General features: G+C 42.7%; 24 protein-coding genes. 19 read left to right on the top strand and 5 right to left on the bottom strand.

What is annotated here, in order from left to right:
- Positions 1-48: 48 nt before the first annotated feature.
- The 5 genes from G457_RS0108750 (at position 49) to G457_RS0108730 (ending at position 6,498) form a co-directional block, all read left to right on the top strand.
- A complete protein-coding gene (locus tag G457_RS0108750) occupies positions 49-1,239 on the top strand; it encodes a serine hydrolase domain-containing protein (protein WP_248602841.1) in 1,191 nt (396 codons plus the stop codon).
- 70 nt (positions 1,240-1,309) lie between these two features.
- The gene (locus tag G457_RS0108745; protein WP_026946145.1) at positions 1,310-1,867 is read left to right on the top strand and encodes an RNA polymerase sigma factor; all 558 of its coding nucleotides are present in this window, start codon (positions 1,310-1,312) and stop codon (positions 1,865-1,867) included.
- Positions 1,867-2,598 carry a tetratricopeptide repeat protein gene (locus G457_RS0108740; protein WP_026946144.1) on the top strand — a complete coding sequence of 244 codons (732 nt, stop codon included), beginning with the start codon at positions 1,867-1,869 and terminating at the stop codon, positions 2,596-2,598. Before G457_RS0108745 ends, G457_RS0108740 begins: the two co-directional genes overlap by 1 nt.
- Positions 2,599-2,666: 68 nt before the next feature.
- Positions 2,667-5,180: a hypothetical protein gene (locus G457_RS0108735; protein ID WP_026946143.1), complete on the top strand. Its 2,514-nt coding sequence runs from the start codon at positions 2,667-2,669 to the stop codon at positions 5,178-5,180.
- Between the two features lie 109 nt (positions 5,181-5,289).
- Complete coding sequence (locus tag G457_RS0108730) at positions 5,290-6,498, top strand: PorV/PorQ family protein (protein WP_026946142.1); 1,209 nt, start codon at positions 5,290-5,292, stop codon at positions 6,496-6,498.
- A gap of 16 nt (positions 6,499-6,514) precedes the next feature.
- Here the strand turns inward: G457_RS0108730 and G457_RS0108725 are convergent, their stop codons facing one another.
- Together G457_RS0108725 and G457_RS0108720 are read right to left on the bottom strand one after the other, a co-directional pair.
- The gene (locus tag G457_RS0108725) at positions 6,515-6,994 is read right to left on the bottom strand and encodes a pyrophosphohydrolase domain-containing protein (RefSeq protein WP_026946141.1); all 480 of its coding nucleotides are present in this window, start codon (positions 6,992-6,994) and stop codon (positions 6,515-6,517) included.
- A 77-nt stretch (positions 6,995-7,071) separates the two neighbouring features.
- Complete coding sequence (locus G457_RS0108720; protein ID WP_026946140.1) at positions 7,072-7,827, bottom strand: superoxide dismutase; 756 nt, start codon at positions 7,825-7,827, stop codon at positions 7,072-7,074.
- Positions 7,828-7,998: 171 nt separating this feature from the next.
- Between G457_RS0108720 and dapF the strand changes: the two genes are divergently transcribed.
- The 8 genes from dapF (at position 7,999) to G457_RS0108680 (ending at position 16,758) form a co-directional block, all read left to right on the top strand.
- Complete coding sequence (gene dapF, locus G457_RS0108715; protein WP_026946139.1) at positions 7,999-8,772, top strand: diaminopimelate epimerase; 774 nt, start codon at positions 7,999-8,001, stop codon at positions 8,770-8,772.
- 97 nt (positions 8,773-8,869) lie between these two features.
- Positions 8,870-12,250 carry a preprotein translocase subunit SecA gene (secA, locus tag G457_RS0108710; protein ID WP_026946138.1) on the top strand — a complete coding sequence of 1,127 codons (3,381 nt, stop codon included), beginning with the start codon at positions 8,870-8,872 and terminating at the stop codon, positions 12,248-12,250.
- A 3-nt stretch (positions 12,251-12,253) separates the two neighbouring features.
- A complete protein-coding gene (locus G457_RS22220; protein WP_051260766.1) occupies positions 12,254-12,793 on the top strand; it encodes a hypothetical protein in 540 nt (179 codons plus the stop codon).
- Entirely contained in the window at positions 12,774-13,964 is a 1,191-nt protein-coding gene (locus G457_RS0108700) for a M20 metallopeptidase family protein (RefSeq protein WP_026946137.1), read from the top strand. The genes G457_RS22220 and G457_RS0108700 overlap by 20 nt, the downstream gene beginning before the upstream one ends.
- A 58-nt stretch (positions 13,965-14,022) precedes the next feature.
- Complete coding sequence (locus tag G457_RS0108695) at positions 14,023-14,796, top strand: S1/P1 nuclease (protein WP_026946136.1); 774 nt, start codon at positions 14,023-14,025, stop codon at positions 14,794-14,796.
- Between the two features lie 265 nt (positions 14,797-15,061).
- Complete coding sequence (locus G457_RS0108690) at positions 15,062-15,706, top strand: response regulator transcription factor (RefSeq protein ID WP_026946135.1); 645 nt, start codon at positions 15,062-15,064, stop codon at positions 15,704-15,706.
- A gap of 84 nt (positions 15,707-15,790) precedes the next feature.
- The gene (parS, locus tag G457_RS0108685; RefSeq protein WP_026946134.1) at positions 15,791-16,291 is read left to right on the top strand and encodes a type II RES/Xre toxin-antitoxin system antitoxin; all 501 of its coding nucleotides are present in this window, start codon (positions 15,791-15,793) and stop codon (positions 16,289-16,291) included.
- Between the two features lie 17 nt (positions 16,292-16,308).
- A complete protein-coding gene (locus G457_RS0108680) occupies positions 16,309-16,758 on the top strand; it encodes an RES family NAD+ phosphorylase (RefSeq protein WP_248602840.1) in 450 nt (149 codons plus the stop codon).
- A gap of 8 nt (positions 16,759-16,766) precedes the next feature.
- On the opposite strand, the gene G457_RS0108675 is transcribed toward G457_RS0108680, so the two are convergent.
- On the bottom strand, positions 16,767-18,143 hold the full coding sequence (locus G457_RS0108675) for a methyltransferase RsmF C-terminal domain-like protein (RefSeq protein WP_026946132.1): 1,377 nt from the start codon (positions 18,141-18,143) through the stop codon (positions 16,767-16,769).
- A gap of 77 nt (positions 18,144-18,220) precedes the next feature.
- On the opposite strand from G457_RS0108675, the gene G457_RS0108670 reads away from it, so the two are divergent.
- From G457_RS0108670 to G457_RS0108650, 5 genes are all read left to right on the top strand, one after another.
- Entirely contained in the window at positions 18,221-18,577 is a 357-nt protein-coding gene (locus G457_RS0108670) for a DUF1304 domain-containing protein (protein WP_026946131.1), read from the top strand.
- An 81-nt stretch (positions 18,578-18,658) separates the two neighbouring features.
- Positions 18,659-19,501 carry a fumarylacetoacetate hydrolase family protein gene (locus tag G457_RS0108665; RefSeq protein ID WP_026946130.1) on the top strand — a complete coding sequence of 281 codons (843 nt, stop codon included), beginning with the start codon at positions 18,659-18,661 and terminating at the stop codon, positions 19,499-19,501.
- Between the two features lie 59 nt (positions 19,502-19,560).
- A complete protein-coding gene (locus G457_RS0108660) occupies positions 19,561-20,004 on the top strand; it encodes a hypothetical protein (protein WP_155847118.1) in 444 nt (147 codons plus the stop codon).
- Positions 20,005-20,075: 71 nt separating this feature from the next.
- Positions 20,076-20,516, top strand: a complete 441-nt coding sequence (locus G457_RS0108655; RefSeq protein WP_026946128.1) for a secondary thiamine-phosphate synthase enzyme YjbQ — start codon at positions 20,076-20,078, stop codon at positions 20,514-20,516.
- 65 nt (positions 20,517-20,581) lie between these two features.
- A complete protein-coding gene (locus tag G457_RS0108650; RefSeq protein WP_026946127.1) occupies positions 20,582-22,792 on the top strand; it encodes a DUF5916 domain-containing protein in 2,211 nt (736 codons plus the stop codon).
- A 57-nt stretch (positions 22,793-22,849) separates the two neighbouring features.
- On the opposite strand, the gene G457_RS0108645 is transcribed toward G457_RS0108650, so the two are convergent.
- Together G457_RS0108645 and G457_RS0108640 are read right to left on the bottom strand one after the other, a co-directional pair.
- Positions 22,850-23,410: a pentapeptide repeat-containing protein gene (locus tag G457_RS0108645; protein ID WP_026946126.1), complete on the bottom strand. Its 561-nt coding sequence runs from the start codon at positions 23,408-23,410 to the stop codon at positions 22,850-22,852.
- A 90-nt stretch (positions 23,411-23,500) separates the two neighbouring features.
- On the bottom strand, positions 23,501-24,490 hold the full coding sequence (locus G457_RS0108640; protein WP_162142697.1) for a TlpA family protein disulfide reductase: 990 nt from the start codon (positions 24,488-24,490) through the stop codon (positions 23,501-23,503).
- A 158-nt stretch (positions 24,491-24,648) separates the two neighbouring features.
- On the opposite strand from G457_RS0108640, the gene G457_RS0108635 reads away from it, so the two are divergent.
- Entirely contained in the window at positions 24,649-25,731 is a 1,083-nt protein-coding gene (locus G457_RS0108635) for a lipid II:glycine glycyltransferase FemX (protein WP_026946124.1), read from the top strand.
- Positions 25,732-25,744: the final 13 nt, after the last annotated feature.

Raw genomic sequence — 25,744 nt, 5'->3', positions numbered from 1 at the left:
ACTGAAGTATCCGATGATAGGGAAAGGATTAAATAAATACTCTCTGTCATGAAAAATTTCAAACATCAAGTATTCAGACTTTTATTAATTTCTATGGCCATGTGGATTGTGGCCTGCTCAGAGGATACAGACCCTACTCCAAGTCCTCAGGCACCTACTCAGCAGCAGGATATAGCTGCAGTGGATAGTCAGATTGAAAGCTTCATTTCTCAATACAACGTACCGGGAGCCAGTTTAGCAATTTCCAAAAACGGTAAACTGGTCTATCAAAAAGCCTACGGTGTGGCAGATCAAGCCCAAAACAAGGCCATGGAGTTGAATACCCAAATGAGAGTGGCCAGTGTATCAAAAACCTTCACAGGAATGGCCATCATGCTTTTGGTTCAGGATGGAGAAATCAGCCTTGAGGACAAAGTTTTTGGAGAAGGAGGAATTTTGGGAACCACCTACGGTACTAAAGCGTATTCGGACCGAGTAAAACAGGTTACTGTGAAAAATCTCCTGCAGATGACGACAGGAGGCTGGGTAGTGAATGGAAATAGAGATGCCATTGATTTTCAGCAGCAGCAGACCAATGATGGTTTTTTTGACTGGATGATGGATAATGCGACACTGAACTTTGATCCTGGAACACAGTATTGGTATATCAATACCAACTATTTTGTGGCAGCTAGAATTGTGGAGAAGGTTTCCGGAAAAAGCTTTTCACAATTTGTCAAGGAGCGAATCACTGATCCATTGAAAATGACCGGAACTGCCTTCGGAAAAAATGGAACCCAAGGTAAGTTGCCGAATGAAGCGATTTATTACGGCCAGGGTGGCACCCAAGGGTTTGAGTACAATTTTAACCTGGAAAGACGTGATGGAGATGCTGGAATTGTGACCACAGCACCCGACCTTCTTCGGTTTGTCACAGCTATTGATGGGAATCCCTCCAGACCTGATCTTTTGGAATCTGCCATTTATAATCAATTTGTCCAAGGCTCTTCTGTAAACCCCGGGTTTGCAAATGGTATAGCCCAAGCGAATCAAGTTAAATACTTCTATGGTGCATTACCCGGAACGCGATCAGGTTATATGTTTCATTCTAACGGAATGGCTGCAGCCTTGATCTTTAATGGTAATGGAGACTACACCCAGTCCAATTACAACAGCACCTTTGCAAGAGCGCATGATGAGCTGATGGTTAATCTGATTTCCAAGAATTTAAACGTTTATCAGGACATTGATCAATTCTAGTGCAGTTTACTTCTAGCTACTCCTTGGGATAAAATAGATTTACTAGTATCTTTTTGGCAACTAGCTGAGTATGCCAAAAGATTCGATCAATCAGTTGTCGCAAGAAGAGCTTATCCGAGGGATCAAGGAGAATGAAAGAAGAGTGATGAGCTCACTTTATATCGATGTCTTTCCCAAGGTGAAAAGCTACATTATCCAAAATAATGGAGATGAGGATCAGGCAAAAGATATCTTTCAGGAGGCCTTTTTAGTGGCTTGGCAAAAAGTAAAAGAAGGGGAATTTCTCCCTCAAAACAGCACTGCGATGCAGGGATTTCTCTTTCAAGTTTCTAAAAATAAATGGTTGGATTGGCTTCGGTCTAGCAGATTCAAAAAGGAAAGCTCACTGGGTGCCATTTCGATCGAAGTGGCGGATGCTGAAGAAGAATTTCTGCTGGACGAAAGGCTGAGCATGCTTGATCGGGCTTTTCAGCAGTTGGGAGAGAGTTGCCAGGAATTGTTGAAACTCTTCTATTTCAAAAAAATGTCTTTGGACAAATTAGCTCAAAGCTTCGGGTGGACCCCAAAGACCGCCAAAAACAATAAATATCGCTGTATGGAGTCACTCCGAAAAATCATAAATCCCTGATGTCAAAAGATCTACATATCACCCCACTTGAATATGAGTTGATCGAAGCTTGGCTAGATGAGTCCCTTTCTTCTGAGCAGGAGAAGGTATTTCAGGACTTGAAAAAAGAAGATTCTGATTGGTCGCTGAAAGTGAAGGAAGTAAAGGCACTCCGCGAGGACCTGGAATCCCTCTTGGTCAAGAATGAACTGGAAAAAATCCATGAAGAAGCATTTGCAGGAACTAACCCAAGGACGGCAACATTTTCAAGATGGATTTGGGCAGTGGCAGCTAGTGTAGCTTTGATCCTTGTGGCTTGGTGGGGATTTCAGGGTGGGTTCCAAGACTCGAATCAAAAACTCTTTGAGGCTTATTACGAGACTGATCCTGGTTTGATTACAGCGATGTCCGGTACAGATTCCTATGAATTTGATCGGGGTATGGTTGATTTCAAAGAAGGGAAATATCAGGAGGCCTTGGCCCAATGGGAGCTCCTGCTAAAAGAGAACCCTGCCGATGACACGCTACTGTATTTTGTGGCTATGGCTCATCTGGAAATGGAAAATTACCCTTTGTCTCAAGAACTTTTGAAGCAGGTAGCCGATGAAGATTCCTCTGAATTCAAGGAAGATGCCAGCTGGTATCTTGCCTTGATTTATCTGAAGAAGGGAGAAATGGAAGAGGCAAAACTCATCTTGTCTAATTTGGCAAAACCAGAGGCTCAGGAGCTATTGCAAAAAATTCAAGAATAATCTTTAGCATTTTTGATGACTATTTGAAGACCATCCGATGAGTAAGCAAACCACTACTTACTTGTCTTATGAAAAAGTTACTTTTCCTCTTTTTGGTGACCTTGACTATTTCTTGTCAGGAAGACACCGAGCCAGCAAATCCTACCGATCCGACCACTCCCCCTGTAGGAGAAAACCCGCCCGTAAATTATCAAACTCAAGATGTTCAGATTGTCTTGCCCGAGGGAAGCTCTTTGGACCTAACTGGGGCGGAATTGCTTTCATTTGGAGAAAGATTCCCTGTTGGAAGTGAGGGAAAGGTAAAAGCAATAGCAACTCCCGGCGAAGGCAGTGTTACCTTTCTTTTGGATAAAAATGGGGAAATAGTTCTGATGGGGTACCTTTCGAGTGATCAAAATAAACTGTCTCCTCAGACCACAGCGGATGTGTTATTGTATCAAGGAAGCCGCTTATGGTTAATTCCCGGACAAAATGCCCCAAGTTTCTTTGCCAAAATAGATGAAATTTCTCCCACAGTTTCCTGGAGAGAAGAATTTGAAGGATTATGGAAGCAAGATCCACTCATACTTTCCAAGGGGATTTTTGTTGAGCCATTGAAGGAAGTATTAAAGCAAATCATGCCCGAACCCAATGAATTGGATATCCGAGCCAAAGTATCCGATATTCAAGTAGATGCGGCAGATATCAAAAGCGGTATTCAGGTTTTTGAAAGCGACCTAGGAAAAATTTCCGTTACCAATTCCTATCGAAGAAGAGCGCATGCTTTCCTGTACAAAGTATCTTCAAAGGATGAATCCGGGGTGAAAACAACTCTTATAACCAATTTAGGAGGCAGTACACCAGCCAAGGAGGATTTTCCCATTGACCCAGCCTCAGCTGCCAATTCTTTAACAGGGATATTGGGCAGCCTGGTGGAAAATACACAATCGGAAATAGCAGCGAAAACAAGTGGTCCAGCATCCTTGCCTTTGGAAGATAAGGAAAGTGAGGCTGAGTATAAGCTGCATATCGTAGGCCCAGGAATAAGCTCGACCAATCCAAAAACCGAAGCAGAGTTCCTCAAATTGACCCGGCTGGAAGTGGAGACTTTTGCCATTGATTTTATGTTCCCGCTCATCATGGAGATTTTTGGGTACAAGGGAGATCTAAAAGAAGGTGGGATTGATATTAAGAATGGGAGAGTTGAGGCTTTTATCGAAAAGACTGAATTGTTTTTAAAGGCTAGCCCCGATGTTTATGAGGAAATAAAAAAAGGTCAATATGCTGCTGCCTTGAAAAAAGGAATCGAAAAAGTGGAAACAGGCCTAATTGAATCTAGTTTTAAGGAGTTGGCTTTCACAGGCTTTGACATCATGACTGAATTTGGAAAAGACTACGTGAAGGATTTTCCCAAAGTAGACGCCAGTAAATATGATGAGGTTTTTGAAAGTGCAGGAAGAGTCCTTAAAGTTTTGAATTCGGCCCTTTTGGCAGGAGATTTTCTTCGAATTGGCCTGGATTTTAGAAATTCCCGTCAGTTTGAGGAATGGACAGTCACAGCCCGCTCTGCCAAAGTCAGTCTGCTTCCCGCAGAGGCAACGGTTTCCAGCCGAGGTAACAAAGAGATCAAAGCCGAAATAAAAAATTTAGAAGAAGAAGGGGGCGATAATTTCCCCTATTTCAAATGGAGCACTTCTGGAAAATACGGCTACATCCAGGACAAAAAAGGTAACAAGGGCAAGTCATTTGACAGTTCGGACAAAGAAATCACTTATTACTCCGAGACCAGCGCCTCAGATCTCCCTGAAGAAAACAACTTCGAATACGTCTATGTGGAGGCTTATTACAAAAATCAGCTCATAGGTAGGGACACTACTGTCCTCAATCTGAAAAAGAGCACCTATATCCTGAAACCTGGAGGTCTAGTACTTTCCGGCAAGGAAGATCAGATAAATACAGCCAAACTCTATATCGAGCCAGTGAATCAACGAGATGCAGATTTCACAGGTAAAAAGGTGGTGTGGACGACCGAGGGTAAACACGGGCGCTTAGTGAAATTTGCAGAAAATGGGACCGTCATCACCACCTACGATGAAAACTGGATCAATTATTTAGTGACAGATGAGGACACAGAAAAAGGAAGGGAGACGGTCAAGGCGAGAATTTATGAGAAATCAGCAGTAGATGGAGAGTATTTTCTTTACGAGGAATTGACCTTGGATATCGAGATTGACAATTCAGATAATATCAAAATCATTACAGTAGACCTTTCGCTCACCAGTTTCCAAAACAACTCGGATAAATTCTATACCTGTGGGTCAAGGTTACAGTTTCTGGTGGAGCCCGAACCAAATGCAATTTCCTACACAGCCAAAATCATAGACTTGACTCCAGGAGGTAATTTTCTGGGCCAAACAGCTAGTTGGAGTGCCAATAAAACTCCAGAGGAAGACGGAAAGTACAGGGCTTTCATCGTAGCCTTCAAAACCCAAAGCCGACCTGTAAATTTAGGACCTCCCAATTGTGCGGCAATTGCGGCAGAGGTGAATTCTAAATTTGTGGGCAAAGCTCAAGTCGTCATCCGGTTGAAAGATCCCGGCTAAGAATGCATAGCCACAGAACGTAGAAAAGTCATTGGTGATAAAGTAAGTCCTTTCTCCACCAATGACTTTTTTATAAAAATTCTTTGATGACTTTTTTCAATTCCCCACGATGAGTAAGCAAACCACTACTTACTTGTCTATGAAAAAGCTATTCTTTCTACTCTTTGGGCTTTATTTGTCCTATCCTGTTTTTTCACAAACCACCTACTATTATCCTCCCGGTTATTTTGGGTTGTACAACAATCAATCCACCAGTGCCCGAGCCCAGGGGATGGGCTTCACTACGCTGACCAGAGCCGGAATCGAAAATTCCTTTTATAATCCTGCAGCCATCGGGAGTTCAAAGACCCCCATTCAGGCCTACGCTAACTATGCCAACGGCCATTCTTATCGACCAAATTCCAGATATTATTTCGTAGGAGGGGCGGTAAGGCTGAAAGAAAAAATCTCCGTCGGTCTTTCCTATTTCAGCTATCAGAATCCCGATCCCGTTTGGACGACTATTATCGGTGGTGGAACATTTGACACCGATTTCTTCTCTCAGCGGGCTATTTCCATTTTGGCTGCATATGAGCTTATGGAGGGCCTTCAGGTCGGCCTCAGTGCCAATATGATGCAGGAAAATGCAGTAAATGGAGAAAAGACCAATTCCGACTTTATCCCAAGTCTTGGGGCTCAATACCAAAAAGGGGTAAATTTTTTCAAGTCTGAAAAGATCCGAAATCAGCAGTTTTTTGGGGCCTTATCACTCTCTAATTTCCTCTTCAATGGTGAGACCAATCAGGAATATCAGGACTGGATGTCCATCAGTTATTTGCCCATTATCCTCAGACTGGGTACAGGGTACTCTTTCCAGCTTCCTCTTAGTTCTGGTCTTACTTCTGGCAAGGCATACTTTAGAGAAGGGGCTCAGGCAGTAGACCTTCGACTCGATCTTCAATTTCAGGATTACCTTCCGGGAGGCCCTGAAAATAATACTGATCATGAGCTTAGTACCGCTTTTGGCGTCGGTGCCGAGGCTTGGTTTTTCGAAAGACTGGCCTTTAGGATTGGATATTTCACCGAAAAAGGTCCCTCGGGTATTCAATCCGATGGGGATATCTGGGTCACCGGTAATCGAGCTGGATTTTCTTGGGGCTATGGTACCCTGATTCCAACCTACCAGCTCACGGATGGAAAAATGCCATTTGATATAGAAGTCAATCTGGTCACCGGCAAGCAGATTACCTCCCTGAATGAAGAAATATACACCCATCCGGCCATTTTCGCCGATGATACCTTCCAGTTTGCTTTTGGGCTCAATCTGCTTTGGAGATGAGGTGCCTATGAACTATTCAACTTTCGGAATTAGTCTCCAATATCCCCTTCAAATCCGCCGGTGAATAGTTTACCGACTTTAAGGTCTTGTGATCCCCTTCTCTAAAAACCAGATATAGGTCCCCCTCTTTTTCATAAAAGCAGGGGGTGCCTTTTGCTTCATAGTGTGCCACTGTGGCTTTGGCTTCCTCTTCGGTTTTGCAGGCTTTGCTCATGTTGGAGCGCTGTACTTCATCGAAAAGGGACTTGAACTTTTCTCCCAAGCCAAATTCCAATATGGCTCCGGAGAGTACGTACTGTAAATCACAAAGCGCATCGGCGATTTCGACCAAGTCTTTGTTTTCAATCGCCTCTTCCAGCTCTTTTAGCTCTTCGGACAAAAGGGAAACCCGGAGATTGCATCGAGTCTCAGAGGGAATCGTAGGCTCAGGTAGCACCGGGTGCTTGAATGTCTGATGAAAAAGGGCAACTGAAGTAAGGGACTTAGGGTCTTGCATGATTTAAGGTTGATTTGAGTTTTGAAATAAATGAAAAAGACCGGAAAACCGGCCTTTTCCTAGGTGCTTTTTCCAGCTTAAAGAGCAGCCATATACCGGTCGCTCACTGTATTCCAGTTGATTACATTCCAGAAAGCTGTTACATAATCCGGTCTTCTGTTCTGATAGTTGAGGTAATAGGCATGTTCCCATACATCGATTCCCAAAAGAGGGGTTCCTTTGAAATCAGAAATATCCATCAGAGGATTATCCTGATTTGGGGTAGATCCCACGGCGAGTTTTTTGTCTTCCCCTACGACGAGCCAAGCCCAGCCTGAGCCAAAGCGGGTTTTTGCTGCAGTTTCAAATTGAGAAGCAAATTCTTCAAAGCTTCCAAAAGAGCTATTGATTGCCTCAGCGAGGTCGCCTTCAGGTCGCTCTGCCGCATCAGGAGTCATGACTTTCCAAAACAGCTCATGATTATAATGTCCCCCTCCATTGTTTCTCATTTTGGTGGAAAACTTGGAAATATTTCCCAAGATATCTTCCAACGAGCGACTGGAGTCAACTTGCTCTTCACCCATGGCATCGTTTAGGTTTTTGGCGTAGCCTGCAGCATGCTTGGTAAAGTGAATCTCCATGGTCATCGCGTCGATGTGTGGTTCGAGAGCGGAAAAATCAAATGATAGCGGAGTCTGGGTCATGCTAGTGGCCAATACAGATTGTGCATCTCCTTTCACGTCTCCGGAGCAGGCGCTGAGAATCGCTGTGCCTCCCAATGAAAGGGCTAGCCCGGTTTTACTTGTATTTGCTAAAAAAGCTCTTCTAGAGAGATTGAAGTTCATCTTATCCATGGTTATATTTTTGATTAAGAGTTGCTAATGAATAACTAAAATTAGGGATTATCTGACGAAATTGGAACCATAATCGGACATATAGTCTGAAACAGTGACAAGATGTTAAAGTTTTTAAGCTGAACAGGCTATGGAGAAGTTTTTGAATCAGGAATTTTCTTTAGAATTTCTATGAATATTTCTTTCTATAAATATCAAGGGACAGGAAACGACTTTGTCATGATCGATGATCGGGATGAGGTTTTAGATCTGAGTGACATTTCCTGGGTGAAACGCCTGTGCGATCGCAAATTTGGAATTGGTGCAGATGGATTGATTGCCATCCGAAACCACAAGGACTATGACTTTGAAATGGTTTATTTCAATTCTGATGGTAGTCAAAGTATGTGTGGCAATGGGGCGCGCTGTGCAGTAGCTTTTGCCGGACAGTTGGGGATAGTATCTGAAAAAACCAAGTTCTTGGCTATTGACGGGCCACACGAGGCGCTACTTTCGGATTCCATTGTGGAGCTAAAAATGGGAGATGTCTCATCCATTGATGTTTTGGAAGGAGATTTTTTTGTGAATACAGGTTCGCCTCATCACATTCGGATGGTCGAGGAGATTGATTCTTATCCTGTTTTCGAGCAAGGGAAAGAAGTTCGATACTCGGAGCAATACCAGCCTGCCGGCACGAATGTAAACTTTATCCAGAAACAGTCCGAGGAACGAATTTTCGTACGTACTTATGAGCGTGGGGTAGAGAATGAAACCCTTTCTTGTGGTACAGGAGTGACTGCAGCTGCCTTGGCTTTTGCTGCAGATCGAGAGGCAGCTACCATTCAGATTCAAACCCTAGGAGGGGAATTGGCCGTACGATTTGAGAAAGCCCCCGGTGTTGGGTACCAAAACATTTGGTTAATCGGTCCTGCAGAGCGGGTTTTTAGTGGAGAAATTAAACTATAGATCACTTAAACCCATGATCAACCCTTCCCAAAGTCAATTATCAATTCTAATAAAAAGGGCTTAATTTTAGGCCGCATTTAGCACAAGACAGATAGAGATGTTAGATATTATAGCAAAAGGTATAGCAAAAGTATTCGGCACCAAGTCCGATCGAGATATTAAAGAGTTACTTCCTAGAGTCAAAGAGATCAATCAGGCATTCGCAGCATTGAGTGGATTGAGTGATCAGGAACTCCGGGCAAAGACTGGTGAAATCAGATCTAAAGTGGATGCCCACTTGAAGGATTTTGACGATAGAATCGAAAAGCTTCGATCAGAAATCGAAGGTCTTCCTGCTGATGCTATTCATCAAAAAGACCAGCTTTTTACCCAAATCGAGGAAATTGAAAAAAACCGCGATAAGGCCCTAGAGGAAATTCTGGATCAGGTAATGCCTGAGGCTTTTGCCGTGGTGAAGGAAACTGCGCGAAGATTTAAAGAAAATGGAAAGCTGGTAGTCGAAGCGACTAATCGCGATAAGGAGCTTGCCGCTTCCAAACCCAATGTGGAGATCGATGGAGATACAGCCATTTGGCATAATAAATGGCTGGCCGCGGGCAATGAGGTCGTGTGGGACATGGTTCACTACGATGTACAGCTCATTGGTGGTATGGTTTTGCATCAGGGAAAAATTGCCGAGATGGCGACTGGTGAAGGTAAAACCCTCGTGTCCACACTTCCCGCATACCTAAATGCACTAGCTGGTCGAGGTGTCCACATCGTCACAGTCAATGATTACCTAGCCAAGCGTGATTCCGAGTGGAATGCGCCACTTTTTGAATTCCATGGTCTTTCTGTGGATTGTATCGATAAGTATCAGCCCAATTCTTTTGGAAGGAAAAAAGCTTACCAATGCGACATCGTGTACGGTACGAATAATGAGTTTGGCTTTGATTACTTGCGGGACAATATGGCTCGGGAAGCAGGTGATTTGGTACAGGGTAAGCATCACTTTGCCATGGTCGATGAGGTTGACTCCGTATTAATTGATGATGCGAGAACACCGCTGATTATCTCAGGTCCAGTTCCAAGAGGAGATGTGCATGAATTTGATCAGATGAAACCTCGGGTTTCTACTTTGGTGGATGAGCAGCGTAAGTTGGTTCAGGGCTTCTTGACCACTGCCAAAAAGCAAATTGCTGAAGGAAATGAAAAAGAAGGTGGTTTGGCGCTTTTTAGAGCCTATCGAGGAATGCCTAAATACAAGCCCTTGATCAAATACCTTTCTGAGCCGGGAATTCGTGTGATTTTGCAGAAAACCGAAAACTTTTATCTGCAGGACAACAAGAGAAATATGCCTGAGGCGGATGAGCCACTACTTTTTACCATTGATGAAAAAAGCAATGTAGTCGATCTGACTGACCGTGGTATCGAAACGATGACTACTAAAAATGAAGACGCCGACTTCTTCATTATGCCGGATATCGGGGTGGTCATTGCAGAGCTGGAAAAAGACGAAAGTCTGGATGAGAAGGAGAAACTCGTTCGAAAAGAAGAGGTCATTAAAGACTATGGTGTGAAAGCACAGCGAATTCATACAGTCAATCAGCTTTTGAAGGCTTACTGTATGTTTGAGCGTGATACTGAATACATTATTGTCGACGGAAAGGTGAAAATCGTCGATGAGCAAACCGGTCGTGTGATGGAGGGCCGACGCTATTCAGACGGTCTTCACCAAGCGATTGAGGCGAAGGAAAATGTCAAAGTAGAGGACGCCACGCAGACCTATGCGACCATTACGCTTCAAAACTACTTCCGAATGTACCACAAGCTTGCTGGTATGACTGGTACAGCTGAGACAGAAGCGGGCGAGTTTTGGGAGATTTATAAATTGGATGTGGTGGTGATTCCTACTAATAAGCCCATTCAGCGAGATGACCGTCAGGATAAGGTTTACAAGACTGTTCGAGAGAAATTCAATGCGGTAGGTGAAGAAATCAATGAACTCGTCAAGCAAGGTCGCCCAGTATTGGTGGGTACGACTTCGGTAGAAATATCCGAGGTGCTCAGCCGAATGCTGACTTTGAAAAAAATCCCACACCAGGTCCTTAATGCGAAGCAACATGCTAAGGAAGCAGATGTCGTCGCTGAGGCGGGTAAGCCTGGCACTGTGACCATCGCAACCAACATGGCGGGTCGAGGAACAGATATCAAGTTGACTCCAGAATCACGTCAGGCGGGAGGTTTGGCCATTATAGGTACCGAGCGCCACGAGTCTAGACGTGTGGACCGTCAGTTGAGAGGTCGATCAGGACGTCAGGGAGATGTGGGTTCTTCCCAGTTCTTTGTCTCCTTGGAGGATTCACTGATGCGACTTTTTGGATCAGACCGCATCGCCAAATTGATGGACCGAATGGGTCTAGAGGAGGGAGAAGTGATTCAGCATAGCATGATTACCAAGTCTATCGAACGTGCTCAGCGAAAGGTAGAGGAGAATAACTTTGGTACACGAAAGCGACTTTTGGAGTATGATGATGTGATGAACTCACAACGTGAGGTGGTGTATAAGCGCCGTCGAAATGCTTTGAAAGGTGAGCGTCTAGAGTTGGATATTCTGAATATCATGTATGATGTGGCCGAAAGCATCATCGATGTGGCAAAATCCACTGATGATGCCGAAAACCTCCGCATGAATATCTTTACCTCCCTAGGTTTGGATTATCAAATCTCTGAGGGTGATCTGAAGTCCAAAGATGCTGGCGTATTGACACAAGAGCTTTACGAAGCGGCATTCAAAAACTATCAGGAAAAAAATCAGCGCATCATCCAAGCTGCTCTTCCGGTACTCCGTCGAGTGCATGAGGAGCGAGGAGCAACGGTGAAGGACATTATGGTGCCCATTTCAGATGGCATCAAGCAAATTGGCGTGGTAGCCAATCTAGAAAAGATGCTCGCCACAGAGGGTCAGGATCTCATTCGATCTCTGGAGAAAAATGTGACTTTGGCGATTATCGATCAAAACTGGAAAGAGCACCTTCGAGACATGGATGATTTGAAGCAATCTGTACAAAATGCTGTCTACGAGCAAAAGGACCCGCTATTGATCTATAAGTTTGAGGCTTTTGAGATGTTTAAGCGTTTCATAGGTAAGCTGAATGAAGATATGATTTCATTCTTGACCCGTGCGGAGCTTCCGAAGCAAGATCCTGCCCAAGTACAGCAGGCACAAGCACAACGAGCTGCCGAACCTGCCGTTCAGGCCTCAAAAGCTGAAGCAGGAAGTACTTTGAACCCGGAAGCTAATCGTGCAGCTGCTGCAGCCGCCACGGCAGGAAGACCTGCCCCACAGGTGGTTGCTCCGAGAAAGTCAGAGAAAACTTACGGAAGAAACGACCGGATTACTGTTCAATACAATGACGGTTCTACCAAGAAAGATGTGAAGTTCAAGAGTGTAGAGCAGGATATCCAAGAAGGTAAGTGTGTAATCATAGATAATTAAGCCATGCGGAAACTCTGGGTAATTGTATTGATAGTAGTGGCAGGTGCCTGTAAGTCCGGTTCGAATCTGACGACTTCACCGAGTGATTTCGAAAACTACAGCGAAGACTTAAGTGCTACACTGCCCCAATATCCAGATTACAAATCCGAAATGGCTCAACTCCCGGCACTACCTGCTCCGGAGTCACCTCAGGCTATTGATGATCAGCTTAAAGAGCTTGCACGTCAGAAATATGAGAGAAATACCTCTGAGCCTTATTTCAATGGATACAGGATTTTGATTTATTCTGGCCTTGATCGAGACCTTGCTTTCAAAACGCAGGAAGAATTAAGAGAGGCAATGCCAGATATCAATCCTGAGATTCAATATGAGCAGCCCCGATATTTGGTGAAAGTGGGGCGATATGGTCATAAGATTGAAGCTCTCAAGCTTTTGTATGATATTAAATCTGTATTTCCGACAGCTCGTATAGTTAGAGACCGTATTCAACGAAAAGATTTTACCCTACCAAGTCAAACCAATAATGCTGAAGGAGAAAATTAAAAGCCTAGCTCAGGAACTGAAAGAGGAAGTGATTTCTAACAGGAGACACCTTCATGCTAATCCTGAACTGAGTTACCAAGAGTTTGAGACAGCTAATTTTGTAAAGCAAAAACTTGAAGAAATTGGCATTCATAAAATCGAATCGAAAGCAACTACCGGTTGGACGGCATTGATTGAAGGAAAAAACCCTACCAAGAAGGTTATAGCGCTACGAGCCGATATGGATGCTCTGCCAATCGTGGAGGCTAATGAGGTCTCTTATAAGTCTCAAAAAGAGGGAGTTATGCATGCTTGTGGTCATGATGCACATACTGCATCTTTGCTGGGAGCAGCCAAAATTTTGCATCAGGTTCGAGATCAGTTTGAAGGAACAATAAAATTACTTTTTCAGCCTGGGGAGGAAGTTGCTCCGGGTGGTGCCTCTTTTATGATTAAAGATGGGGCTTTAGAAAACCCCAAGCCAGCCGGAATCATCGGGCAACATGTGATGCCATTTATTCCTGCGGGAAAAGTGGGTTTTCGCCAGGGCATTTATATGGCAAGTGCAGATGAACTTTACCTGACCGTGAAAGGTAAGGGAGGACACGGAGCCATGCCAGAGACCTTAATTGATCCTGTCCTGATTGCTTCTCATTTGATTGTGGCCATGCAGCAGGTGATCAGTCGGGCTTCAAGCCCTAAAGTACCTTCTGTGCTGTCTTTTGGAAGAGTAGAAGCCCTTGGAGCTACCAATGTGATTCCGAATGAAGTGAAAATTCAAGGTACTTTCCGAACTCTCAATGAAGAATGGAGAGCAGCAGCTCACAAAAAGATGCTTCAATTGGCACACGGCTTAGTAGAAAGTATGGGTGGAGAGCTAGACTTTGAAATTCGAAAAGGCTATCCCTTTCTACAAAATGACCCCGAGCTCACCGCGCGAGCCACTGATGCTGCAAAAGAGTATTTGGGTGAGGAAAATGTCGTGGACTTGGATATTTGGATGGCGGCGGAAGATTTTGCTTACTATTCACAGGAGATCGATGGCTGCTTTTACCGCCTAGGCACTCGGAATGAGGCTAAAGGAATTGTTTCGGGAGTTCATACCCCGACTTTTGATATCGAAGAGGATGCCTTGGAAATAGGTGCGGGGCTAATGGCTTGGCTAGCCGTATCAGAACTCGAAAAAGCTTAATCCTAGCTTAATTAATTATTCTATTCTCTACCGTAATTTCGAGCTTTAATTTAAAGACATGAAGGTTTATAAAACTCTGTTTCTAGCAGGCCTTATGATGCTAGCGACTTCTCAGGCATTTGCCTGGGGACAATTAGGACACTATTTGATCGGCTATATGGCTGAGCGACAGATGAAAAAGTCCACCCTCAAAAAAGTTGAAAAGGTGCTTTACCCCATGTCTTTGGGGCGAAGTGGTACCTGGATGGATGAAGTTCGTTCGGATAGAAACTATGATTATGCTACGACTTGGCACTACCTGACAAGTAAGGAAGGTGAATACAATCCAGAAATTCAAGAAAGTACCGGAGATGCTTTTGAGGCAATTCAGCGCTTGAAGGCCGAATTGATTGCTGGGGGATTGAGCCCAAAAGAAGAGTCAGAAAAGCTTAAAATGTTGATCCACATGGTGGAAGATATTCATCAGCCACTACATGTAGGCACAGGGGAAGACCGTGGAGGAAATGATGTGAAGATCGAGTTTTTCGGAAGGCCAACCAATCTACATGCGCTTTGGGACAGTGGAATGATTGAACGTCAGGGGATGAGTTACTCTGAAATTGGAGATGAACTTTTTAGAAGAATTACCCCTGAACTGCAGGATAGTTATCGTGAGGCGACTATGGAGGATTGGCTCAAGGAAGCAGTCAGTCTTCGGCCTGCTGTATATGATTTGCCCGAAGATCGCAGACTTAGCTATTTATATATGTATCAAAATTATCACATCGCTGAGGAGCGAATGATTGCTGCAAGTGTCAGGCTCGCTCAGATTTTAGATGAAATTTACGGCTAGTCGTCAAAAAAAATTTAAGTCCATGACCTTGAGTGATTTGTCGCTCAAGGTCATTTTTTTATATTTAGAATTAGTGTTGAGTAAACTCGTGTATCAAAGAGTTTTTTACCAAGAGATGCCTTAATTAGTTTGGAAAAGAAATGGGAGAATCTTTTAGAGCAAATTTTTGAATATCCAAATTACTCAAGACACTCAAGAATTTTGCTGTAACTCTTAGATTAATAAAGAGGAGCGCGCCTAACTAGGTTATTAAAAAAACGAAGAGATGAAAATCAAATTGGCCATTGCTGAGGACAATTCATTTTTGCTAAAAGCAATTTTGGAGAAGCTTGCATTTTTCCCGGATCTTGAAGTGAAGTTCCATGCCACGAACGGATTGGATCTTTTAGAAAAGCTGGAGGAAGATTCCAATGTGGGATTAATACTCATGGACATTGAAATGCCTAAAATGGATGGGATTAAGGCAGTGGAGGAAGTGAGCAAGCGATATCCACAGATCAAAACCATCATGCTCACTGTTTTTGATAATGACGAGCATATTTTCCGAGCGATTCAGGCCGGTGCACATGGATATTTTTTAAAAGAGGTTAGTCCACCTGATCTGTATCAAGGTATTTTGGATACTTTGGAGGGTGGAGCTGCGATGACACCGAGTATAGCTTTGAAAACGCTTAAGCTTCTAAGAAATCCACCGAATTTTGATAAGCCAAAAGAAGACATATCGCTTACCAAACGGGAAATAGAAATTTTAGAACAAACAGCTAAAGGGCTCAGCTACAATCAAATAGGTGAAAATCTATTTATTTCTCCCAAGACAGTTCGAAAACATATTGAAAATATTTACAATAAACTCCAAGTCCATAATAAAATGGAAGCCGTACAGAAAGCGGTGAAGAATCGGCTTATTTAAAAAATTGAATATCCACTAAAAAAAATCTTAGAACCGAATCAATTTTGGAAAAATGTCGTTAAATTAAAGACAAATTTCTAAAAGATGAGCAATTCAGATCAACAAAAGTTAGGGATAGTAGCTGAGGAGATGGCTACGTATATGACTAGTGTTCCTGGATATTCCCGCTATCCTTCGATGCGTGGTATCCCTTTGAGTGGCTTTTTTTCGAACAGAATGCTTGTAGTTGATATGATTCGAATGGGGATTCCGACCTCGCTTTTCCTGTCCATCAAGGACTTAGCGCCATTCTCTGATCAAGAGTGGTCAGATTTTCTAGATATCTCCCTAAAGTCGCTTCAGCGTTATAAAAAGGAATCGGATTACGTTTTTCGATCTATTCACTCCGAAAAAATAATAGAGCTTCTTGAGGTTGTTTATTTAGGTTTGGAGGTTTTTGATTCTACTGCTGATTTTGAGTCTTGGCTCTACACCAGCAGCCATTCTCTCGGTAATCGAAAACCCTTAGAGCTCCTCAAAAATTCCTACGGGAAAGAGTTAGTATTACATGAGCTTCACAGAATAGACCAAGGCATTTTTGTCTGATGCGAGTTTTTCGGCTTATGCGGAAGAAGTTTGGTATAGTGCTGTCCGGCAAAGGTGCAGCACTTACTGGAAACCGCTGGAACTCTAAGGGAACTGAACTAATCTACTGTGCGGATAGTCGAGCCTTGGCCATGGCAGAAGAGGCTGTTCATCTTTCCCTATCGATTTTACCCAAGGACTATGTGATGGTCGAAATTGACATCCCTGGTGAAGTAAGTATTAAGTCTATTTCTATGGAAGATTTACCTGATCGCTGGAACAGCTTCCCTCATATTAATAGCACACAATTTATTGGTGATCAATTTGTTCAAAACCGGAGAATCTTTGTGCTTAAAGTGCCTTCTGCAGTGGTTCCGGGAGATTATAATTATTTAATTAATCCTGCACATCAGGATTTTTCATTGATCAAAATAGTTGACCATTATGATTTCCCTTTTGACCTTAGACTTTTTGGAAAAAATATTTGAGAACTACTTCAAAGATTCCGGATCCGCCAGTCTTTCGGATAGTAATTATTGATTCGGTTTCCAAGGTTTTTTATCCAACCGATTGGAAGCTGTTGATAAGTCAGCAAAATCCACCCTTCTGATTCATATTCTAGCTCCAGATCTTTTTTTCTGAAGAAATTCAAAGCTTGCTCTTTTGTAAGCTCCAATTGTGGATAACTCGGTTTTGGTAAAATCGAAACGGCCCAATCATGAGATGGAATCCAGTTTTTACCTTGCTTCTTCCCTATTTCTGTTCCAAAGTATCGGATGTTCAGATTTTGGGAAATGTAATCGAAATGAGTTTTCCAAATTTCTGGAAAGCAAAAGAAAGAGTCATTTAGCTGATAAAAGGTCTTGTTCTCAAAGCCAAGTTCTTCCGCTAGCTGATTAGATTCCCGTTCAGCAATTTCCTTCAAAAAAGGATGTTTGAAATCTTTTGGTTTTTTCGGTTCATTGGAATATGCATCCTCAGGTCTTTTCAAAACAGAGACAAAAAAGCCTTCTCCCTGAACCCGATGTGGATAAAATCTATAGCCATAAAAATCACCTTCTTCAGTTGATAAAGTTGACTCTTCAATATTCCAGCTCGGTTCTAATGAAACCCGAACTGGCTCATAGGCGAATTCAGAAGTCAAAAAGCGGATCATTTCTTCATTTTCTTCCTTATTGAAGGTACAGGTGCTATAAAGCAAATATCCTCCACCTTGGACCAAGGCTCCAGCCTGGTCCAAGATTCTTTGTTGTCGTGAGGAGCAAAGCTTCACATGGTCTGGACTCCATTCTTTTGTGGCAGTTGGATCCTTTCGAAACATTCCCTCTCCTGAGCAGGGGGCGTCAATTAGAACTAAATCGAATAGCCCTTCCAAACTCTCAAAATGTGCAGGATCATTGTTCGTAACGATGCTGTTACCCAATCCCCATTTGATAAGATTTTCCTTGAGAATCTGAGTTCGGCTTTGGATTACTTCATTGGCAACCAGGACACCTTCATTTCCCAAGTAGCTGCTCAGAAGTGTGGATTTACCTCCTGGAGCTGCCGCTAGATCCAAATAAAGACCTTTTGGTATGGATAAGCTTTCCAAAATATGTTGGATAAACATAGAGGAAGCCTCCTGCACATAGTAGCCTCCTGCATGAAAAAGTGGGTCTAAGGTAAATTGAGGTCTTTTTTCTAGCCAAAAACCCTCCTGGCTCCAGGGAATGGACTTGGAAGCAAATGGAGAGGATAATAATTTTTCTCTATTTAATCGTATACTACTAATTGACTCCTGCTCCAATGACTCTTCGAACAGTTGATAGTCAACAGTACCTAATTCTTCAAGCATTTGGGACTTAAAGGCAGGATGTAGTTTGGATAAGCTCATTTTGATTTGAAAGCTTAAAGTTGGGTCATTTTTCTTAATGGAATTCCAAGATGGTTCAGAATTCCCTAAATTCCATCATGGAAATTGTTTTAAAAGTACTTGTCATTCTGGTTGCCATGCAGCACTTGTTTTTCTTTTGGATGGAAACTTTTGCTTGGACTTCCTTTGGAAGAAAGACATTTGGTGGCAAGCGGGAATATTTTGAGCAGACCAAGTCATTGGCAGCTAATCAAGGAGTCTACAATGCTTTTCTCTCGGCGGGCCTTATCTGGTCTCTTTTTGTGGGTAACTTAGAGTTTGAAGCCATGCTTCAAGTTTTCTTTTTTGCTTGTGTGGTGATAGCAGGAATAGTTGGAGCAATTACCGTCAGTAAAAAGATATTTTGGATTCAAAGTCTTCCTGCCCTTCTTGGATTATTATTCTTAGCTATCTAATCAAACCTATTAATTATAAGATCGAGCCAGTCAACCGGCAAGTACCGGCTACCTGACCTCTAAAAAAAAAATTATAAACAGATGAAACTATATAAACTACAACAAGGAACGCTTCTCGAAATTGATAAGCAGTTTTTCCTTGGACCACAGCTCGACTGGGATGCTTTATTGGCGCAAGACAATTTGAAAGACTATTTGTCAGAATCTCGAAAATCTTGGGAGAATCTTAACCCATCAGATGCGGAAGAACTGATTAAGGATCAACTTGATGCTCCAATTGGCAATCAAGAAGTCTGGGCTGCTGGTGTAACCTACTATCGAAGCAGGACGGCTAGAATGGAAGAATCACAAGATGCTGGTGGTGCGGATTTTTATGACAAAGTGTATGAGGCGGATCGACCCGAATTGTTTTTCAAAGCTACAGCATCGCGTGTTTCGGCTCCGGGAGGCCAAGTCATGATTCGAAAGGATTCTACTTGGGATGTTCCAGAACCGGAGTTAACACTTTTGCTGTCATCAACTGGGAAAATTCAGGGTTTTACCATCGGTAATGATATGAGTAGCCGAAGTATAGAAGGCGAAAACCCACTCTATTTGCCGCAGGCGAAAGTTTATCAAGGATGTGCTTCGATTGGTCCTTGTATTCTTATCCAAGATGAAATAGAAGTAAACACGGAAATAAAACTGGAAATTTTTAGGGCAGGAAAGTTGGTTTTTGAAGGGAAAACTGATTTGACACAATTAAAACGGAAACCACAGGAATTAGCCGAATGGTTGTTTCGGGCCAATACATTCCCGGCTGGCTGTTTCTTGATGACTGGTACAGGAATCGTTCCGGATAATTTCACCTTGCAAAAGGGTGACCGGGTTGAAATCAGCATCGATGGGATAGGGACACTTTCCAATCAGGTTGGATTAATCTAATCGCTTTGTAGCGTTTTGAATAAAATATCCGTATCCATAATCAAATAAAAGAGTAAAAAATGAGACGCTTTTCACTGTATTTTCTGGTAATTGTTTTTCTAGGCGCTTGTAAGGAGGATGAAAATCTTACGTTGGCAGAATTCCCTCAAAAGTGGGGTTTTTCCGGGATTTCATCCTCTTGGGAGGCCAATCCGGTGATCAATCCAATAGCGGATTCCCTTTATTATTATGAATTGAACGAAAATGGGACTTTTACTAAATTTATCGGGGAATTTGAATTGCATGGTAACTATGAAACCGTCGCTGACGCAGACAATAATCCAGAATATTTGGTTTTCAGGTACGATCAAGAAACCTATTTAGAAGATCGAGAAAGAGATGGGTTTGGCTTGATTCATTATTGTGGACAAGACTATGAACCATTTTCCTTTGTAGACTCCAACACTATCAAGGGATCTTGGGGCGCTTGTGACGGGCCAAATTTATATTTTGAAAGGCGATAAGAATCATCATAATCCTATTCAATCTCAAGGCTGTTTTCTTTTTTAAGACAGCCTTTTGCTATTTTGTAGAGATGAACAAGTTTTTTCAAAAATCCCTTTGCCTTCCAAAGTATTCACAAGGATATCATTTAATTACTGATCTTATTGAAGCAGCTCTTCCCGAAATTGCTCAAATTCAGATCGGCTTTTTACAGGTTTTTATCCAGCATACTTCCGCCGCACTGACAATCAATGAAAATGCTGATCCGACCGTAAGAAAAGACTTCCAAACCTTTGTAAATGAATTGATTCCGGAATCTTATCCACGCTTTATCCACACTTATGAAGGGCTGGATGATATGCCTGCGCACATCAAAGCCAGTTTTTTTGATTCTAGCCTGCAAATACCCATCAGCGGTGGAAAACTTAATCTTGGAATTTGGCAAGGAATATATCTCTGTGAATTTAGGAGGAATGCTAGTTCTAGGAACCTGATTCTAACAGCCTTTGGCACTCCCCGGTCAGATAAATAGACCATTCATAAAATTGTATAATTCCAAGCGGGGAGTAGGCTTAGTTTTGTAAAATCAACTAGGCTATGAGAGTTTCCATCACCACCTTGCTCCTCGCAAAGCTGCTTTTCATGTGTACCCAATTGGAAAGCTTTGCGCAATCAGTAAATGCTTTTGCTTTTAAGCTTAATGAACCTATTGTGCTAGACGGCATTCTGGATGAGGAGATTTGGGGAGAGGAAGGATGGAATGATAACTTCACTCAATATTTTCCTTACGACACTTCAGCAGCTGTCGCGCAAAGTCGGGTAAAAATCGCCTTTGATGATGACAACTTATACCTAGCGGCTGTCATGGAAAATACTGGCCCGCGCGAGTATGTATCTACTTCTCTCCGTCGGGATTATCGAGGGGAACAGAATGACGGGATCAGTTTCGTTTTTGATACCTTCAACGATAAGACCAATGCCTTTCAGTTTGGCATCAACCCTTATGGTGTACAGCGAGAGGCACTTTTAGCTAATGGAGGTTCCCGATCTGAGGATCTAAATTTGGCTTGGGATAATAAATGGTATGCCCGTGCAACTATTCATGAAAATCATTGGCAGGTAGAGGCCGTCATTCCTCTTTCTACGCTGCGATACAAGGATGGTGCTCAAAATTGGAATGTAAATTTTTACCGAATCGATAGTCATAATGGGGAACGTAGTACTTGGGCACCTATTCCTCGAAATTTCTCCATCATTTCGACAGCATTCAGCAGGACCTTGATTTTTGAAGAGCCGCTACGCAAAAATTCAGCGAATATTTCTGTGATTCCGTACATCGCAGGCCGAACGTCCCAAAATTTCCTGGAAGGAACTTCCGAGTCCTTTACTCCTGCATTTGGAGGGGATGCCAAAGTCGGAATTGGACCTGCCTTGAATTTGGACTTAACATTCAATCCGGATTTCTCTCAGGTGGAGGTAGATCAGCAAGTCACCAATTTGGATCGTTTTGAGATCTTTTTTCCTGAGCGAAGACAGTTCTTTCTTGAAAACGGTGATCTTTTTGCAAGTTTTGGTCATCCACTGGCAAGACCCTTTTTCTCTCGTCGAATCGGGGTAGACCGTGATAGCGCAACGGGTCAAAATGTGCAGAATAAAATCATCTACGGTGCCAGACTTTCTGGAAAAGTCACAGATGACTGGCGTGTAGGACTGATGAATATGCAAACCGCTACCGACGAGGATCGAGGTATAGCAGGAAAGAATTTTAGTGTTTTCGCAGTTCAAAAGAAGGTTTTCTCTAGATCCAATGTTGGTTTTATTTTCGTTGATCGGGAGTCTTTAGCCTTGGATGAGTATCAAAGTATTTTCAACCCCAATGAATACAATCGCATGCTTGGGGTGGAGTATAATTTGGCTTCAGAGGATAATCGCTGGACGGGAAAGGCCCTTTACCATCGAACTTTTGAAAGCACCGAGAAAGAAGCTCCCCGAACGCTCAATGCTTATATATTGTACAGCGACCTGCACTGGCGTTGGAGTATTAGCTACTTGGATATTGGAGCTGGCTATAATCCTGAAGTTGGTTTTGTCCCTCGGGTGGATTACAAGCGCTTTAACCCAGACTTGGGCTATCGGTTTTTCCCCAAATCCAATTTCATCAACAGTCATGGACCTCAACTGGAGTATGAGCTCCGATGGAATGAAACTCTAGGGACCACAGACCGGGATATTGGTCTTCAGTATGAAGTTCGTTTTCAGTCATTGGCACAGTTTGCAGTCGGCTATACGAGCAGCTATATCTATTTGTTTGATGACTTTGACCCAACTCGTACAGGAGGGGAGCGATTGGCTGCTGGAACGGATTATACTACTGATCGATTTGGTTTCGAATTTCGCTCCAATCCTCGACAGGCATTTAACGTTAGATTAGAAGGTGAAGCGGGAGAGTATTTTACCGGAGATATAGCCACTTTACGAAGTGAACTTGCCTGGAGAATTGGCTATACGGCTAATATCGGGATGAACTTCAGTTATAATCGGATCCGTCTCCCTGAGCCACAAAATGACGCAGATTTGCTACTTGTGGGACCGCGGATTGATTTGACCTTTACCAAGTCGCTCTTCTGGACAACTTTCATCCAGTACAACAACCAAATTCAAAATATCAATATCAATACCCGATTGCAATGGCGATTTGCACCGGTTTCGGATTTCTTCTTGGTTTACACTGACAATTATTTCCCGGATACCTTTGCCTCCAAGCAGCGAAGTTTGGTGCTGAAGCTGAATTATTGGTTGAATATTTGATTTGGAGATTACTTCAGTAAATGGAGGTTAAATGGTATTGTTGATTAGTAAAATTCCTCATCCCACTCTAATCCCCCACTTCCCCAACAGCCCCGGCAAGCCTTCCAAGTCAAATCTTGTTCCTTTCACCTTATTGATTTCAGGATCAATTTGGTAGTGGATAGCTTCTCGGAAATCGGCTTTTTCGAGATTGCTTCGATCGAAGACGGCTCCGCTAAGGTCTGAACCCTGAAAACTCGCTTCCTGCAGTTCGGCTTGGGAAAAGTCCACCTCGAGAAGGCGGCTGTGGATAAATCGGGATCTTTTCAGTTTGAGATTAAAGAAGTTGCAGTAATCCAGATGACAGTGGTCAAACATAAACTCCATCAAAAAGGGATTGGCTGTATTGAAATGCACTCCGAGGATTTTGCAGCGCTCGAATCGGACTTTCTGAAAAGAAACACCGGAAACCTTGGTATTGCTTAAATCACAACCCTTGAAAGTGCAATTTTCGAAGCTAGACCCATGCAGATTCAAATTGGCAAAGTTGCAGTTTGAAAAGTCACACGAATCGTATTCACCAATTTGAAAGTCAGAAGGACTGAGGTTTTGAAATGTCTGGTCGGAGTGAAAAGCCATAGTTTAACTACTGATATTTGAATTCCCACCAAGTTAATTAGCCTATTTGGAATAAATGAGGTTTAAAAAAACTAAATGCTTTATTGATAATTATTCGGAAAAACCCTTTAGCTCTTTCTCTAATTTCCTTTTCAACTTGCCTTTGCTGTAACCATTCCAAATGCTCTGAACTTCTCCGGAAGGATTAATTAAAACAAAAGAAGGAAAAATTTCTATTTCAAAAAGTCTGGTGGCCAAACTGGTCCGGTCCCAAAGGTTGGTCCAAGTCATCAGCGCCTTGTGGTCCTTCCACTTTTCTTCCCAAATATTCCGGCTTTTATCATTCCATATCGTCACAAACTCCACCTCATTTCCATGTTTTTGATATACCTCGATCAATTCGGGAAGGGCTTTAATACAGCCCCCGCAGCCTGTGAAGGAAAAGTCCAAAAGAACGTATTTCCCTCTTTTTTCTTTAAGCCTAAAGTCCTCACCACTTTTACTTTCCAATACAAAATCTGGAGCTAATTGCCCTACTTTAGCCCGAGCCATGGTATTCAGACTCAAATAGGTCTTGATTTCATCTACTTCCCAGGTATCGGCTAAATGACTCGGAACTTGGCTAAGTAAAATCATCAATTCTTCATCGTCAAAAAGAGATTTATTTGAATTCAACATTCGAAGACCTACCAGCTTATCTAGATGACTGGAAATTAGGCTCTTTTTATTTTGATCATCAGCAAGCTCTATATCAGATTGGATTTGAGTAAATGGATGAGCAGGACTTAGTTGCCAACTTTCAGGTTGGTTGACATTTCCGCTAAGTGTGTATTCGCCCGATTCCATCCAAAAGGTTTTGCTGGCTCGTATTTTTCCTGATGTCAAAATATAATAGATAGAAAGTGTTTTTGGACTCGGCGAGGAGTCTGTTTCGACAAACTCGTAAATTTCACCATAGTAAAGGTTTCCCATGTTTTCACCCAGTTGAATGCCGATCATTTGATTTCCCGAAAAGTTCCCTTCCAGTTTGCTGATTAGCTTCGTTTGAGCTTGAGCTCCAAAACTTAAAATAAGGGTAAAAATAAGTATGCGTAAATTCATGGGCTGGTTATTTGCTTTTTGACTCTTAGTTTTACTGAAAAACAACGAAATAGTTACATATGGTGGGTCAAAAAAATCATCAGAAGATACATCAATCCAATCCCTTTTCTTGCCCCTTACATCCCTTTCCACCAAATTAGCGATCAAACTTGGAGACATTGAAAGAGATAAGGCTTCACATCACAAATAATACAGACGACTGGAAAGATTGGGATCAATTTCTTGCTAAATCCAAACGTGGCATTTACCTCCAACTCAGTGATTGGTTAAAAAGCTATCGCGCCTATGGTTTTGAAGGTCATTTGATCCTTTCTAAAGATCCTTCTGGTCAGATTCAAGGAGGGATGGGACTAGTTTTGGCTAAAGCTGGCCCGCTCAAGATTTTGGTGGCACCCTACGGACCAGTCTTGGATGAGGGAAAGGAAGATCTGTTTCCTGCATTTGTCAGTGAGTTTTATGCTTTTGCCAAAAAAAGTGGGGCCTTTCTAGCGCAGCTATCTGCACCTATTACCACGATTTCTGACTTTCAGGATCATTTTATGACTTCCCAGCCGGCATATCCAATTGCACCGACTGGAAAAGGTCTGCTTTTTAAATATGTCACTGGTCTGTCTGCCTTCCGTGCGGTGAAGCTTTTTGCCGGAGAAAAAGATGCCTATGAGAAAGTGCGGTCAAATTACAAAGCCAATACTCGTCGGGATGTCAATAAATCCAATCGTATGGGAAATGAATTGGTGTTTGCAGAAAGTGTGGAGGAAATCCAAAAAGCTTACGATCTGATAGAGCTTAATGCTGAAAATCAAGGCTATTCGGTGCGATCTTGGGATGACTTCGGACCTACTTTGATATCCTTGGTGAATTGTGGTCACTGCATGATCCCTTGCTGTCAAAATGAGGGTTCCTTGAAAGGAGCTTTGATCATTTTTGAAGCTGGACAAAAGCTGCACTACATCATGGGAGCGACACTTCGGGAAAAGAAAGACCTTTTGGTGGGTCACTTTCTCCAGGATCAGGTGATTCAGCTTGCTATATCAAAGGGATATGATTTTTACGATATTTCTATGGGTGGAAGCCCAGGAGTAGTCCGTTTTAAGGAAGGTTTTGGAGGGGAAGTTTTGCCCTTGCCTGAACCTCAGTATTGGGTCCTAAAGCCTGCACAGTTTTTTGCCTATCAAAAACTCCTCCCATGGGTTCAAAAAAACAAAACCTTTGTTTCCAAGATTGTAAAAAAATTCAAGTAAGAGCCTTTCTATA

Origin of the sequence: Algoriphagus marincola DSM 16067 (assembly GCF_000429405.1) — a bacterium.
In the GTDB taxonomy this organism is placed as follows: Bacteria; Bacteroidota; Bacteroidia; order Cytophagales; family Cyclobacteriaceae; genus Algoriphagus; species Algoriphagus marincola.
Note: the sequence above shows the minus strand (reverse complement) of the source record. Positions and strands in the feature narration are given on the sequence as shown.